This window comes from Novosphingobium sp. PP1Y, from assembly GCF_000253255.1.
Classification (GTDB): domain Bacteria; phylum Pseudomonadota; class Alphaproteobacteria; order Sphingomonadales; family Sphingomonadaceae; genus Novosphingobium.
Window position 1 is genome coordinate 1 of the sequence record NC_015580.1, and the last position, 13,516, is coordinate 13,516.

Here is a 13,516-nt window from a genome sequence, read left to right on the forward strand (position 1 = left end):
GAATGCGGTCTCGCGAGGTCCTTGTGGCGGCCTGTGGATATGTAGCGGCATAAACCACGGGAGCGATCCGGTGACAACTCGCGAGGGCGATTCCGTCCCCATCGTCCAGATTCCACAGGGGGTACTTGTGGACAGTCCGAGGAGTCATTCCACAGGCTGGGGATAAGGCGCAAAACGTTTGATTGACTCTGCAGCGAGGGAGAGTCGCATCGGCCACTTCACCCTGTTCAATCCGGGACAAATCGGGCAAGGGTCGCCCGTCCCCGATATCCACAGGGCCAACAGACTCCATCATCCTTTTATAAAATCTCTTATTTTTTTGATCGGACCCGAAACGCGATGCCAGGCCTCCTTCTGAACACGCTCCGTGGCGAAAATTCCGGCAAACGCCCAATCTGGCTCATGCGGCAGGCTGGACGCTATCTTCCGGAGTATCGGTCCTTGCGTGCAGAGAAGGGCGGATTCCTCGCGCTGGTCTACGACACCGACGCCGCGGCCGAGATTACCCTGCAGCCAATCCGCCGCTTCGGATTCGATGGAGCGATCCTGTTTTCCGACATCCTCATCGTACCTTACGCGATGGGACAGAATCTCGAGTTCCTTGCAGGCGAAGGGCCGAAACTGAGCCCGCGCCTCGTCGATCATATGCTCGATGGACTCACCGCAGTGCCCGAGCGGCTTTCCCCGATTTACGATACCGTCGCCAAGGTTCGGGCCTCGCTCGATTCCGACAAGACGATGTTGGGCTTTGCAGGAAGCCCCTGGACCGTCGCGACGTACATGGTCGCAGGCGAGGGGAGCCGGGACCAGCATGAGACCCGGGCCATGGCCTATCGCGATCCTGCGGCCTTCCAGGCGATCATCGAGGGAATCGTCGACGTGACGGTCGAGTACCTCAGCGGCCAGATCACGGCCGGCGCCGAAGCCATCCAGCTGTTCGATTCATGGTCGGGCAGCCTTGCCCCCGCGCAGTTCGAGAAATGGGTAGTGGCGCCCAATGCGAGCATCGTCGAGCGCATCAGGGCCCTGCACCCGCAGACACCGATCATCGGCTTTCCCAAGGGCGCCGGAGAGAAGCTGGCCGCCTATGCCCGCGAGACCGGAGTCGACGCCGTCGGGATCGACGAGACGATAGACCCGATCTGGGCCGCGCGCGAATTGCCCGAAGGCATGCCCGTGCAGGGCAACCTGGATCCACTGCTGCTGCTTTCGGGCGGTGCGGACCTCGAGAAACAGGCCCATGCGGTTCTTGATGCCTTCGCCGGTCGTCCCCACGTGTTCAACCTCGGCCACGGGATCGGTCAACATACGCCGATTGCCCATGTCGAGGACCTGCTGCGGGTCGTTCGAGCCTGGCAGCGCCAAGCGTAAGTGTAGAAGGAAGGAGGGCGCGGCCTTCACGCGCCAGTGGTGACTCATGGAGCAGATTTTGCAGACCACCTACCTTTGGCTGAAAGCCGGCCACATCATTTTCGTGATCTTCTGGATGGCCGGGCTCTTCATGCTCCCGCGATACTACGTCTATCATCAGGAGTCGGCACCCGGCTCTGAAGAGGAGGCGAAGTGGGTCGATCGCGAAGCCAAGCTGCGCAAGATCATCCTGACTCCCTCACTGATCATGGTCTGGCTCTTCGGTCTGGCGCTGGCCAGCTCGATCGGCGCATGGAGCCAGGGCTGGCTGCATGCCAAACTGCTCTTCGTCGTGGCGCTGAGCGGCTATCACGGCTGGCTTGTCGCTTACGGCAAGAAGCTGGCGCGTGGCGAGCGGAGCCTTACGGGCAAGACGCTGCGCCTGCTGAACGAAATTCCCGGGCTTGCTGCCGCAATCATCGTCGTCCTGGTGGTCGTCAAGCCGTTCTGAATCCTACCTCCGAATGATGGTCCGGCGTGCGGGCGAGGCAGTTTGTCCCGCTTGCACGGCCTGGGAGAAGTGTTCCGTTGACCGGGGGCCGCGCAGGCCTTATCTGGGCAGACCACCGGCATTGGGCTGCGACGCCCGTCCGCAAGCCCGGATCTGCTTTCCCCAAGCCCCTCGATCAGCCGGCCGTATCCAAACTTTTCCATTCGGAAACCAAGCAAGATGCATCTGAAAGAACTGAAGAAAAAGACCCCGGCCGAGCTCGTGGAGATGGCCGAGGAAATGGGAGTAGAAGGCGCTTCGACGATGCGCCGCCAGGACCTGATGTTCGGCATTCTCAAGGAAGTCGCCGAAGACGGTGAGGAAATCATCGGCCAGGGCACGATCGAAGTGCTGACCGACGGTTTCGGATTCCTGCGCAGTCCCGAAGCGAATTATCTCGCCGGCCCGGACGACATCTACGTCTCGCCCAACCAGGTCCGCAAATGGGGCCTGCGTACAGGCGATACCGTGGAAGGCGAGATCCGCGCTCCCAAGGACGGTGAGCGCTACTTCGCCATCACCAAGCTGATGAGCGTCAACTATGACGATCCCGACGTGGTGCGCCACCGCGTCAACTTCGACAACCTGACGCCGCTCTATCCCGACGAACGCCTCAAGCTGGACAGCCTCGACCCTACGGTCAAGGACAAGTCGGCCCGCGTGATCGACCTGATCAGCCCGCAGGGCAAGGGCCAGCGTGCCCTGATCGTCGCGCCGCCACGCACCGGTAAGACCGTGCTGCTGCAGAACATCGCCAAGGCGATCACCGACAACCATCCGGAAGTCTTCCTGCTGGTGCTGCTCGTCGACGAGCGCCCGGAAGAAGTGACCGACATGCAGCGCTCGGTGAAGGGCGAGGTCATCTCCTCGACTTTCGACGAGCCGGCCCAGCGCCATGTGCAGGTCGCGGAAATGGTGATCGAGAAGGCCAAGCGTCTCGTCGAGCACAAGCGCGATGTCGTCATCCTGCTCGACTCGATCACTCGGCTCGGCCGCGCCTACAACACCGTCGTGCCCAGCTCGGGCAAGGTGCTGACCGGCGGTGTCGACGCAAACGCCCTGCAGCGCCCCAAGCGCTTCTTCGGCGCGGCGCGCAACATCGAGGAGGGTGGTTCGCTCTCGATCATCGCCACCGCCCTGATCGATACCGGCAGCCGCATGGACGAAGTCATCTTCGAAGAGTTCAAGGGCACCGGTAACTCGGAGATCGTCCTCGACCGCAAGGTTGCCGACAAACGCATCTTCCCGGCTCTGGACGTCGGCAAGTCCGGCACCCGCAAGGAAGAGCTGCTGGTTCCCAAGGACCAGCTCTCCAAGATGTGGGTCCTGCGCCGCATCCTGATGCAGATGGGCACGGTCGATGCGATGGAATTCCTTCTCGACAAGATGAAGGATTCCAAGACCAACGAAGACTTCTTCGCGACAATGAACCAGTAAGGCCGTCGAAGGGAGCTTTCCGTGAGTATCCTGATGACTCTTGTTGCCAGCGGTTCGATCGGTGGACCGGCAGAAATCTGGCAGCATATCGTCAACGACTTCTCGAACATCACCGAGGCGGCAGCCCTTGCTGCCTTCGGTCAGGTACTGATGATCGACCTGCTGCTGGCCGGCGACAACGCTATCGTTGTCGGCGCGCTGGCGGCGGGTCTTCCTGCGGCCGATCGCAAGAAGGTGATCCTCATCGGTATCGGTGCCGCACTCGTTCTGCGTATCGCCTTTGCGCTGGCCGTAACCTGGCTGCTCGGCATTGTCGGGCTGATTTTCGCAGGTGGCCTGCTGCTTCTGTGGGTCGCGTGGAAGTTCTGGCGCGAATTGCGGGATGGTGCCGGTGAAAGCGGCGGTTCTCCCGAGATCGAGGGTGACGAGCACAGTGGCTTGCGCTCTGCCAAGAGCTTTGCAGGCGCTGCCTGGGCCGTGGCCATTGCCGACGTATCGATGAGCCTCGACAACGTGCTTGCCGTCGCCGGTGCAGCGCGCGAGCATCCCGGGATACTGATCGTCGGCCTGCTGCTCTCCGTCGTCCTGATGGGCGTCGCAGCCAATATCATCGCCCGTTATATCGAGCGCTACCGTTGGATCGGCTATGTCGGCCTTGCGGTGATCCTCTACGTGGCTCTCAAGATGATCTACGAGGGTTGGATCGACCCGCACCTCGGCATCGTCTCTCTCGTCTGAAATCCGCTTTGTCTTAGCCTTCAGGGAAGGAGAACAGTAGACCCCGTGGTCGCGCGGTTCTCCAGGGCCCTGTGGGCTTCGGCCGCATCGGGCAGTGCAAAGTGCGCTCCGATCTGCGGCTTGAGAATGCCGCTGCCGATACGATTGAACAGTTTGGCGGCATTGGTCGCCAACATCTCTGGCGTGGCGATGTAGTCGGCCAGGGTAGGGCGCGTGAGATAGAGCGAGCCGCCTTTCATGAGGTCCAGGACGGCAATCGGCGGTACGGGGCCCGATGCATTCCCATAACTCACCATCATCCCGCGCCGCCGCAGGCAGGCCAGCGAGGCGGACCAACTGGCAGCACCGACACCGTCGTAGACGGCATTGCACATCCGGCCCGATGTCAATTCTCGCACGGCCTCGGGCAATTCAGCGAAGGCGCAAGAGAGATTGTGTTCACCGGGAACACTTGCAGCCTTTTCGGGTGAACCGGCGTGGGCAATCACGGTAACGTTCTTGTCGAGTAGCCAGGGCACCAACAGGGAACCTACGCCGCCCGCAGCCGAGTGGACGAGGACAATGTCTCCTGCCTTCGCCGGAAATGTGTCTTCGGCCAGGTAGCAGGCGGTCAAGCCTTTCAGCATCACTGCGGCGGCAATCTGCGGTTCGATGGCCGAGGGCACCGGAATGGCTCTGGAAGCGGGAATGATGCGATGCGTGGCATAGGCACCGCCGTTCTGCGTGCAGCCTATGCGATCGCCGATAGAAAATCCGGAGACCCCGTCACCGAGTGCAATGATCCGTCCGACGCTTTCCGATCCCAGCGTGATCGGCAAGGGATCGTCGTAGAGTCCCTTGCGGTAGTAAGTGTCGATGAAATTGAGGCCGACGGCTTCGGTCTCGATCAGTACTTCCCCGAGACCGGGAGAGGGGACCTCGAAGTCCTCCCGCTCGATGACTTCGGGGCCACCATGGGCGGGTACGATCATCCGGTATCCGGTGGTCATTGTCCTGGTCCTTGGAACGAATTCAGAAAACGCGGCGGAAGGTATCCGCACGGGCCACGCGCCAAGCATGGGCATATTGGGTGGAATCGGGATCTTCGACAAGCTGGCCGGGCTTCACGAAACCGTAAACTTCGTCGAGCGGACCGGCCTTGGCGCTGTCGATGCGCTGGTACATGTCGTGCTGGGTCAGTTCCCAGGGGCTTTCATAGCCCATGGCAATGACGATCTCGCGCAGGGCCTTGAGCGTTTCGCTCTGGAATCGTGCGACGCGCTCCGCCTTGTCGTCGACCACGAGTCCGCGCTGACGCCAGGGAATCTGGGTGGCAACACCGGTCGGGCATTCGCCGGTATGACACTTCATCGATTGCACACAGCCTAACGAGAACATGAAGGCGCGCGCGGCGTTGCACCAGTCGGCGCCGAGCGCGAAGGACCGGGCCATGCCGGCACCGCTATGCACCTTGCCCGAGGCGCCGACGCGAATGCGATCCTTCAGGTTGGCGCCGACGAGAGCATTGCGCATCAGGATGAGTCCCTCGCGCAGCGGCATGCCCACGTTGTCGGTCAGTTCCTGCGGTGCTGCGCCGGTTCCGCCCTCTGCGCCGTCGACGACGATGAAGTCCGGAGTGATGTCGGTCTCGATCATCGCCTTGACGATGGCCATGACTTCGTGCGGCTGACCGACGCAGAGTTTGAAGCCTGCCGGCTTTCCACCCGATAGCTCGCGCAGTTGCACAACCCATTCAAGCAGCTCGATGGGTGTCGAGAATGTCGAGTGGCCCGCTGGCGAAATGCAGTCCTCGCCGATCTCCACCCTGCGCGCCTCGGCGATTTCTGGAGTCACCTTGGCGCCGGGAAGCATGCCGCCGTGGCCGGGCTTGGCTCCCTGGCTGAGCTTGATCTCGACCATCTTGACCTGATCGTCCTGAGCCTGTTCGGCGAACAGGTCAGGGTTGAACTTGCCGTCCTTGGTGCGACAGCCGAAGTAGCCGCTCCCCAGTTCCCAGATCAGGTCTCCGCCGTGCTTGCGGTGATAGCGGCTGATGGAACCTTCGCCGGTGTCGTGAGCGAATCCGCCAATCGCTGCGCCCTTGTTGAGGGCCTCGATCGCATTGGCGGATAGCGAGCCGAAACTCATCGCCGAGATGTTGAGCAGGGCGCTGTCATAGGGCTTGGCGCAAGTGCCGGCGCCGATGCGCACGTGCCAGCTTTTGGGTGCATCCTCGTTCGGCGCGATCGAGTGGCCGAGCCATTCATATTCGTCGGAATAGACGTCCAGCTCGGTCCCCATCGGGTGCGTGGAAATATCGCCCTTGGCGCGCGCATAAACGAGGCTGCGCTCGTCTATGGTGAAAGGCCGTCCTTCCCGGTCGCTCTCGACGATATAGGTGCGCAAGTAAGGTCGCAGGTCTTCGAACAGCCAGCGGATACGCGCTATGAGCGGATAGTTTCGCCTCAGGGCATGTCGGTTCTGACTGAAATCCCACAAGGTCAGCAATAGCACTGGCACCATGACCGCCAGGGCCCAGTGCAGGGGGTGAATCAGCCAGCAGGCGGCCGTGAGAACCACGACCGCCAGTGGCACGAAATAGCGAGGTGCCAAGTGCATGCCGAGCTAACGCGCGATCAGCCGATATGCTCCGCGAAGAATGCCGTGGTTCGTTCGTCCGCAAGCGCGGCACCTGCCTTGTCGCGGCGCGAGCCGATTTCTGCGGCGAAGCCATGATCGAGGCCTTCATAGTCGTGAAGGGTGACCTTGGGGTGATCATCCAGCCCCTCATGAATCGCCTTCTGCGCTTCGGGCGGAACGAATCCGTCGGCAGTCGGCATGTGCAACATGAGGGGGCGTGCGATCGCGTGCTTCTCGTTGAGCATCTGGTCGATCATCACGCCATAGTAGCCGACCGAGGCATCGATATCGGTGCGCGCGGCGGTCATGTAGGCAATGCGGCCGCCCATGCAATAACCCACCAGCCCGACCTTGGGGACTCCAGCCTCGCGGCGGATCCAGTGGATCACGGCCTCGATGTCGCGAATGCCGAGGTCGAAATCGTGGTTCGACATGTATGCGATGGCCTGCTGGAATTCCTCAGGCTTGTCGGCATCGAGCTCGACTCCGGGCTTCTGGCGCCAGAAGGTATCGGGCGCGACAGCGAGATAACCCTCGCTGGCCCAGCCGTCGGCCTTCTTGCGAATGCCGGCGTCGACGCCGAAAATCTCCTGCTGGACGATGATGGCGCCGCGGGGTGTTCCCTCGGGCCTGGCCACATAGGCCGGAATCGTGCCGTCGCCATCCAGCGTGGGAATTTCGGTGTTGGTCGTGGTCATGAGACTCTCCTCGTCGGCAGTTCGTTTGAGCGGTTCTTTGGGTGGAGTTAGGCACGGGCAATGGACTTTGCCAAGCGCATGTGTCAGCTAGGGCAAGTAAATTTCAAGCGGGAGACGCGCATGAAGGTCAATGTCGAGGTGGAATGCTCCCCCGAAGAGGCGCGGCGTTTCCTGGGTCTGCCAGATGTCACGAAGGCCAACGAGGTCTACGTCGATGCGATCACCAATGCGATGCAGGGTGTGGGCAGTTTCGATCAACTCAATGAGATGGCCAAGCAGATCGCTCCCATGGGTCAGTTCGGACTCAAGCTGTTTCAGCAGCTGATGGAAAGCGGGGCACAGATGGCGATGAGCGGATCGGGTCAGAACAAGCCCAAGAAGGACGGTTGATCTAGCCTCTTCCCTCGCTCCGTTCGACGGGGCATGGGCCTTTCATGACCGATACGATTTTTGCGCTTTCGAGTGGTTCGCCGCCCGCTGCCATCGGGGTCCTGCGCGTGAGCGGGCCAGAGGCTGGTGCTGCGATGACGGCGCTCGCCGGTTCCATTCCATCGCCGCGCCGCGCCAGCTATCGCAAGCTGCGCGGTGGTGATGGTGCCATCCTTGATCATGCACTGGTGCTCTGGTTCCCCGGCCCCGACACGGCGACGGGCGAGGACCTTGCCGAGTTCCATTTGCACGGGGGCAGGGCAGTGGTGAGCGCCGTCGAATCCGCGCTTGCGCAAATGCCGAAGTTGCGCCGCGCAACTCCCGGTGAGTTCACTCGGCGTGCCTTCGCCAATGGCCGGATCGACCTCGCAGAGGCGGAAGGGCTTGCCGACCTGCTCTCGGCCGAGACCGAACTGCAACGCCGCAGCGCCCTGGCCATGGCCGACGGTGCCTTCTCCCGACAGGTCGAAATCTGGCGGGACAGGGTCCTCGCAGCTTCGGCTGCCGTCGAGGCAGTTCTCGATTTCGGTGATGAGGACGATGTCGCCGACTTGCCCGAGGACTTCCTCAAAGGCCTTGCGAAGTTCCACGTGGAACTTTCGCAGTGGCTGGAGCGCCCACGTGCCGAACGGCTGAAGGACGGTTTCCGCGTCGTACTCGCCGGACCGCCCAACGCGGGCAAGAGCACATTGTTCAATGCGCTTGTTGAAGACGAGGCGGCGATCACTGCGCCGCTCGCCGGTACGACCCGCGATGTGCTCACGCGAGCGGTCGCCATTGGCGGGATGCCCTTCGTGTTTGCGGATACAGCCGGCCTGCGCGACGAGACGGGGGACGAGATCGAAGCGATCGGTATAGCCCGTGCCCGGGCGGCTCTGGATGGTGCTGATCTCATACTCTGGTTGGGGCCGGAAGGAGAAGGGCCTCGCGGTGCCTGGGAGATCGCCGCGCAGAGCGACCGTGTGGATCTCGACGGAAAGACTGAACCGCGTCATCGGGTTTCGGCAGTGACGGGTTCTGGCCTGGACGATCTTCGACGGGACCTCATCCTGACCGCGCAAGGTATGATGCCCCGGCCCGGTGATGCAGCGCTCAATCGCCGGCAGCATCTGCTCGTCGGCGAAGCGGCGTCCGCAGTTGCCGCTGCGGTTCGCGAGACCGATCCTCTTCTTGTGGCGGAAGCCTTGCGGCTGGCCCGGGTTGCATTCGATGCTCTGGTTGGCCGTACGACGACCGAGGATATGCTCGATGCGTTGTTCGGTCGCTTTTGCATTGGCAAATAGCGCATGTTTCACGTGGAACAGTGCAAGTCGCTTTGACGCGAATCCCGCATTCGAGTAAGCGGCATCACCATGCATACATTTGATGTGATCGTGATTGGCGGCGGCCACGCCGGCTGTGAGGCGGCTGCAGTTGCCGGCCGCATGGGCGCACGCGTCGCTCTCGTCAGTTTCGATCTCGACGCCGTCGGTGCGATGAGTTGCAATCCTGCGATCGGCGGGCTTGGCAAGGGGCACCTCGTTCGCGAGGTCGATGCCTTCGATGGCCTGATTGCTCGCGCAGCCGATGCGGCCGCGATCCATTATCGCATGCTCAATCGCTCCAAGGGCAGTGCTGTGCAGGGACCCCGCATCCAGGCTGACCGGCGCCTGTTCAAAGCGGCGATCCATCGCCTGCTCAAGGAGCAGGGCGATCTGACTCTGGTTGCGGGCGAGGCGGCGGCGCTGGTCTTCGACGGTGAGCGCGTGGTCGGCATCGATCTTGCCGGTGGTGAGCGGCTCATGGCGCGAGCCATCATCCTGTGCACCGGGACCTTCCTGGGCGGGACCCTGTTCCGGGGGGAGGAGCGTATTGTCGGTGGGCGCATCGGCGAGGCCTCGGCCCAGAAGCTGGCAGCGCAGATGCGCGGTGCTCAGCTGCCCATGGCACGGCTCAAGACCGGGACGCCGCCACGGCTCGATGGCCGCACGATCGATTGGGCTCGTCTCGATGAGCAGCCCTCGGACGGCGAGTTCTGGACGATGTCGGCGATGGGTGAGCGCCGCCTTAACCCGCAGGTGTTCTGTGCGATTACCCGTACCAACCTTCGCAGCCATGATGTCATTCGCGCGAATCTCCATCGCTCGCCTCTCTTCTCGGGTGCGATAGGGGCCCTGGGGCCGCGCTACTGTCCCTCCATCGAGGACAAGATTCATCGCTTTGCCGATCGCGATGGCCATCAGATTTTCCTCGAGCCGGAAGGGCTGGGGACGCACCTCGTCTATCCCAATGGGATCAGCACCTCGCTTCCGGCGGACGTGCAGCTTGAAATGTTGCGCACGATGGAAGGCCTCGAGACGGTAGAGATGGTCGTGCCCGGCTATGCCGTGGAGTACGATCACATCGATCCACGCGCCCTGCGTTCAAGCCTCGAGTTGCGCGAGATGCCCGGGCTCTATTGCGCTGGCCAGATCAACGGGACGACTGGATACGAGGAAGCGGCTGCCCAGGGACTTGTGGCGGGCATGCATGCTGCCGCGGCTGTTCTTGGAAAAGAGGCCCCGGCCATTGATCGGGCCAACAGCTACATGGCGGTGATGATCGACGACCTGACCTTGCATGGTGTCAGCGAACCATACCGCATGCTCACTGCGCGCGCGGAGTATCGTCTGCGGCTGCGTGCGAACAATGCTTCGACGCGTCTGACGCCGCTCGGTCTTGCCGTCGGTGCCGTCGGTGAAGCACGTCGCGCCTGGTTCGCGCGCCGCGAGCAGGCGAGGGCGGCCCTCAACGGTGCGATGGACCAGAAGCCTTCGGCTTCCGAATTGGTAGCGGCGGGACTTCCCGTTCGCAGCGATGCCGGACGCATGCCGATCCGGGAGTGGTTGCGTTTCGATGGTGTGGAAATCACCGGTTTGACCGAATGGGTCGGCCCCGCGCTGTTGGATGACCAGTCGCTTCTTGAGGAAGTCACGGAAGACGCTGCCTATGCTCCCTATCTCGAACGGCAGGAGCGGGAACTGCGCGAGCTGCGGGCGAGCGATGCCCTGCCACTCGCCGAAGATTTTCCTTATGCCGAGATCCCGGGTCTCTCTCGCGAGATGGTCGAGCGCCTGACGCGGGCCCGACCGGAGAGCTTGGCGGCGGCCGGTCGCATACCCGGAATTACCCCTGCAGCCCTGGCTGCTTTGCTTGTTCATGCCCGTCGGGAGGCTGCTTGATTACCACGGAAGATGAAGCGCGCGCCTGGTTGCGAGCGCTGCCCGAATGCGACGATGCGGCCATGACCCGGCTCGAGAGGCTGGTGGATTTGCTGGTCGAGGAGAATCAGCGGCAGAACCTCGTTTCAGCGGCAAGCCTCGATCAGGTCTGGCTTCGCCACATTGTCGATAGCGCGCAATTGTTGCCGCATGTTTCACGTGAAACATCGCTGCCATGGATGGACCTGGGAACAGGGGCGGGGTTTCCCGGTCTCGTCATCGCAGCACTTCGGCCCGAACTTGAAGTGCTGATGGTCGAATCGCGCACGCGCCGAATCGAATGGCTCGACCGCGCGCGAATCGCCATGGGTCTGGAGCGCTCAAGGATCGTCGGTCAGCGTCTCGAAATGGTCGAGACATGTCAGGTGGGGGTCATTTCCGCGCGTGCATTTGCACCGTTGGACCGACTTCTGACATTATCCGCTCGATTTTCCACAAGTGACACGATCTGGCTGTTGCCCAAAGGGCGGTCTGCACAGCAAGAATTGGATGACCTTCGCAAGTGGCGGCATGTGTTCCACGTGGAACAGTCTCTTACGGACCCGCAGGCAGGCATTATTGTCGGCAACTTGACCGGCAGGAAGGGTAAGACCAAGTGATCCGTATCGCGATTGCCAACCAGAAGGGCGGCGTCGGCAAGACGACCACAGCGATCAATGTCTCGACTGCGCTGGCGGCCACGGGTTGGAAGACCCTGCTTATCGACCTCGATCCCCAGGGCAATGCATCGACCGGAGTCGGCATTTCGGCATCCGAGCGCGATGCATCGACCTACGATGTGCTGGTCGATCAGGCACCGGTCGAGAATTGCGTCATCCCGACGCGTATTCCCGGACTCGATCTCCTGCCCGCCACAGTCGACCTGTCCGGGGCCGAAGTGGAACTGGTCGGCGCCGAGGACCGCGCTCACCGTCTCCAGCACGCCCTTCGCAAGGATATCGGCTACGACGTCTGCCTGATCGACTGTCCGCCCTCGCTGGGGCTGCTGACGCTCAATGCGCTGACCGCTGCCGATACCTTGCTGGTACCGCTGCAATGCGAATTCTTCGCGCTCGAGGGGTTGAGCCAGCTGCTCCAGACGGTGGAGCGGGTTCAGCAGCGCTTCAATCCAGACCTCGGCATCATCGGCATCGCGCTCACCATGTTCGATCGGCGCAATCGCCTCACCGAGCAGGTCTCTGACGATGTGCGCTCGTGCCTTGGCCAACTGGTGTTCGAGACGACGATCCCGCGCAACGTCCGTCTGTCCGAAGCGCCCAGCCATGGCGTTCCTGCATTGATTTACGATCACGCCTGTGCCGGCAGTCGCGCCTACATGGCGCTGGCCCGGGAACTGATCACCCGACTGCCCGAGAAGAGGAAAGCGGCATGAGCGAAGATTCTGTTGTCCGTATGAGCGCTCCCCAAGGACTGAGCTCTGTGGGAGCCAAACCGGTTAAGCAGAAGCCCAAGGGGCTGGGACGCGGCCTCGGTGCCTTGCTGGGTGAGACACGCCGCGAGGAACCGCTCGCACATTCGGATGAAGCGGGCGGATCGGCGGCGGACGCACCGCGCGTCGGTGGTCTCGCCACGCTTTCGATATCCGATATCACCCCGCACCCGGATCAGCCGCGCCGCATTTTCGAGGAAGAGGCGCTCGAAGAACTGGCTGCATCGATTGCCCAGCGCGGGGTGATCCAACCGATCATCGTGCGGCCTATGGCCAATGGCCGCTACCAGCTCGTCGCCGGTGAACGTCGCTGGCGCGCGGCGCAGAAGGCACAGTTGCACGAGATCCCCGCGCTGATTCGCGATCTGAGCGAACGCGAAGTCATGGCCTTGGCGCTGATCGAGAACCTCCAGCGCGAAGACCTGAACCCGATCGAAGAGGCGCGGGCCTATAATCGGCTTTCCGAGATGGAAGGCATGACCCAGGCCGAGATCGCCCGCATGGTCGACAAGAGCCGCAGTCATGTCGCCAATTTCCAGCGCCTCCTCGCGCTGCCGGACGATGTGATCGTGATGGTCGAGAAGGGCGATCTTTCGATGGGGCATGCGCGCGCCCTGATCGGTTGTGAGGGAGCGGCCGAGATCGCCGAAGCGGCGATCGCCAAACAGATGTCGGTCCGCGAGATCGAGAAGCTGGTGCGCAAGAAGGCGCGCGGGGATGCGGCGCCGCGCCGGGTTCGCACGGCCCGCAACGCTTCGGAAGATGCCGACATTGCGGCCGTCCAGAATCACCTCGAGGAATTTCTCGGTCTGCCGGTGAAGATCAATGCAGATGCCGATCCCAAGTCGGGTACGGTGACGATCAAGTACGCAACGCTCGATCAGCTCGATCTGATCTGCCAGCGATTGACCGGCGGGTCGATCTGAGGTGGGGCAGCCGCGTGGGGCCGCCCTGTGTGGAAGGCTATCAAGTTACTGAAATTCATGTTGAAAAGGCGGGTTCGGAAGATTTTCGATCCCACCTTTTT

Annotated in this window: 13 protein-coding genes; 10 read left to right on the forward strand and 3 right to left on the reverse strand. The window is 62.3% G+C overall.

Annotation, left to right across the window (positions count from 1 at the left end; genetic code table 11):
• The first annotated feature begins 339 nt into the window (after positions 1-339).
• The 4 genes from hemE (at position 340) to PP1Y_RS06150 (ending at position 4,075) form a co-directional block, all read left to right on the forward strand.
• Positions 340-1,371, forward strand: coding sequence for a uroporphyrinogen decarboxylase (gene hemE / locus PP1Y_RS06135; protein ID WP_013831465.1), 1,032 nt, complete (start codon positions 340-342; stop codon positions 1,369-1,371).
• A 46-nt stretch (positions 1,372-1,417) separates the two neighbouring features.
• Positions 1,418-1,861: a CopD family protein gene (locus PP1Y_RS06140; protein ID WP_013831466.1), complete on the forward strand. Its 444-nt coding sequence runs from the start codon at positions 1,418-1,420 to the stop codon at positions 1,859-1,861.
• Between the two features lie 219 nt (positions 1,862-2,080).
• Positions 2,081-3,337, forward strand: coding sequence for a transcription termination factor Rho (gene rho, locus PP1Y_RS06145; RefSeq protein ID WP_013831467.1), 1,257 nt, complete (start codon positions 2,081-2,083; stop codon positions 3,335-3,337).
• Positions 3,338-3,370: 33 nt separating this feature from the next.
• Complete coding sequence (locus PP1Y_RS06150; RefSeq protein WP_013831468.1) at positions 3,371-4,075, forward strand: YjbE family putative metal transport protein; 705 nt, start codon at positions 3,371-3,373, stop codon at positions 4,073-4,075.
• A 20-nt stretch (positions 4,076-4,095) separates the two neighbouring features.
• On the opposite strand, the gene PP1Y_RS06155 is transcribed toward PP1Y_RS06150, so the two are convergent.
• From PP1Y_RS06155 to PP1Y_RS06165, 3 genes are read right to left on the reverse strand one after another with little or no spacing between them, the layout of a single operon-like run.
• Positions 4,096-5,064, reverse strand: a complete 969-nt coding sequence (locus tag PP1Y_RS06155) for a quinone oxidoreductase (protein ID WP_041558627.1) — start codon at positions 5,062-5,064, stop codon at positions 4,096-4,098.
• Positions 5,065-5,086: 22 nt separating this feature from the next.
• Positions 5,087-6,673 (reverse strand): FMN-binding glutamate synthase family protein, encoded by a 1,587-nt coding sequence (locus PP1Y_RS06160; protein WP_013831470.1) that lies wholly within the window; start codon positions 6,671-6,673, stop codon positions 5,087-5,089.
• A gap of 17 nt (positions 6,674-6,690) precedes the next feature.
• Positions 6,691-7,392, reverse strand: coding sequence for a dienelactone hydrolase family protein (locus tag PP1Y_RS06165; protein ID WP_013831471.1), 702 nt, complete (start codon positions 7,390-7,392; stop codon positions 6,691-6,693).
• 120 nt (positions 7,393-7,512) lie between these two features.
• Between PP1Y_RS06165 and PP1Y_RS06170 the strand changes: the two genes are divergently transcribed.
• The 6 genes from PP1Y_RS06170 to PP1Y_RS06195 all read left to right on the forward strand — a co-directional run bounded on the left by PP1Y_RS06170 (position 7,513) and on the right by PP1Y_RS06195 (position 13,415).
• Positions 7,513-7,782, forward strand: a complete 270-nt coding sequence (locus tag PP1Y_RS06170; RefSeq protein ID WP_013831472.1) for a DUF6489 family protein — start codon at positions 7,513-7,515, stop codon at positions 7,780-7,782.
• Positions 7,783-7,826: 44 nt separating this feature from the next.
• Entirely contained in the window at positions 7,827-9,104 is a 1,278-nt protein-coding gene (gene mnmE, locus PP1Y_RS06175; RefSeq protein WP_013831473.1) for a tRNA uridine-5-carboxymethylaminomethyl(34) synthesis GTPase MnmE, read from the forward strand.
• A gap of 69 nt (positions 9,105-9,173) precedes the next feature.
• Positions 9,174-11,021 (forward strand): tRNA uridine-5-carboxymethylaminomethyl(34) synthesis enzyme MnmG, encoded by a 1,848-nt coding sequence (gene mnmG / locus PP1Y_RS06180; RefSeq protein ID WP_013831474.1) that lies wholly within the window; start codon positions 9,174-9,176, stop codon positions 11,019-11,021.
• Positions 11,018-11,659, forward strand: coding sequence for a 16S rRNA (guanine(527)-N(7))-methyltransferase RsmG (rsmG, locus tag PP1Y_RS06185; protein WP_041558628.1), 642 nt, complete (start codon positions 11,018-11,020; stop codon positions 11,657-11,659). Before mnmG ends, rsmG begins: the two co-directional genes overlap by 4 nt.
• Complete coding sequence (locus PP1Y_RS06190) at positions 11,656-12,432, forward strand: ParA family protein (RefSeq protein ID WP_007012619.1); 777 nt, start codon at positions 11,656-11,658, stop codon at positions 12,430-12,432. The genes rsmG and PP1Y_RS06190 overlap by 4 nt, the downstream gene beginning before the upstream one ends.
• Positions 12,429-13,415 (forward strand): ParB/RepB/Spo0J family partition protein, encoded by a 987-nt coding sequence (locus PP1Y_RS06195; RefSeq protein WP_013831476.1) that lies wholly within the window; start codon positions 12,429-12,431, stop codon positions 13,413-13,415. Before PP1Y_RS06190 ends, PP1Y_RS06195 begins: the two co-directional genes overlap by 4 nt.
• The last annotated feature ends 101 nt before the right edge of the window (positions 13,416-13,516 follow it).

What these genes read in the sequence shown, in the direction of transcription:
- hemE (WP_013831465.1), top strand. Translation starts at nt 340, where the DNA reads ATGCCAGGCCTCCTTCTGAACACGCTCCGTGGCGAAAATTCCGGCAAA.
- PP1Y_RS06140 (WP_013831466.1), top strand. Translation starts at nt 1,418, where the DNA reads ATGGAGCAGATTTTGCAGACCACCTACCTTTGGCTGAAAGCCGGCCAC.
- rho (WP_013831467.1), top strand. Translation starts at nt 2,081, where the DNA reads ATGCATCTGAAAGAACTGAAGAAAAAGACCCCGGCCGAGCTCGTGGAG.
- PP1Y_RS06150 (WP_013831468.1), top strand. Translation starts at nt 3,371, where the DNA reads ATGACTCTTGTTGCCAGCGGTTCGATCGGTGGACCGGCAGAAATCTGG.
- PP1Y_RS06155 (WP_041558627.1), bottom strand. Translation starts at nt 5,064, where the DNA reads ATGACCACCGGATACCGGATGATCGTACCCGCCCATGGTGGCCCCGAA.
- PP1Y_RS06160 (WP_013831470.1), bottom strand. Translation starts at nt 6,673, where the DNA reads ATGCACTTGGCACCTCGCTATTTCGTGCCACTGGCGGTCGTGGTTCTC.
- PP1Y_RS06165 (WP_013831471.1), bottom strand. Translation starts at nt 7,392, where the DNA reads ATGACCACGACCAACACCGAAATTCCCACGCTGGATGGCGACGGCACG.
- PP1Y_RS06170 (WP_013831472.1), top strand. Translation starts at nt 7,513, where the DNA reads ATGAAGGTCAATGTCGAGGTGGAATGCTCCCCCGAAGAGGCGCGGCGT.
- mnmE (WP_013831473.1), top strand. Translation starts at nt 7,827, where the DNA reads ATGACCGATACGATTTTTGCGCTTTCGAGTGGTTCGCCGCCCGCTGCC.
- mnmG (WP_013831474.1), top strand. Translation starts at nt 9,174, where the DNA reads ATGCATACATTTGATGTGATCGTGATTGGCGGCGGCCACGCCGGCTGT.
- PP1Y_RS06195 (WP_013831476.1), top strand. Translation starts at nt 12,429, where the DNA reads ATGAGCGAAGATTCTGTTGTCCGTATGAGCGCTCCCCAAGGACTGAGC.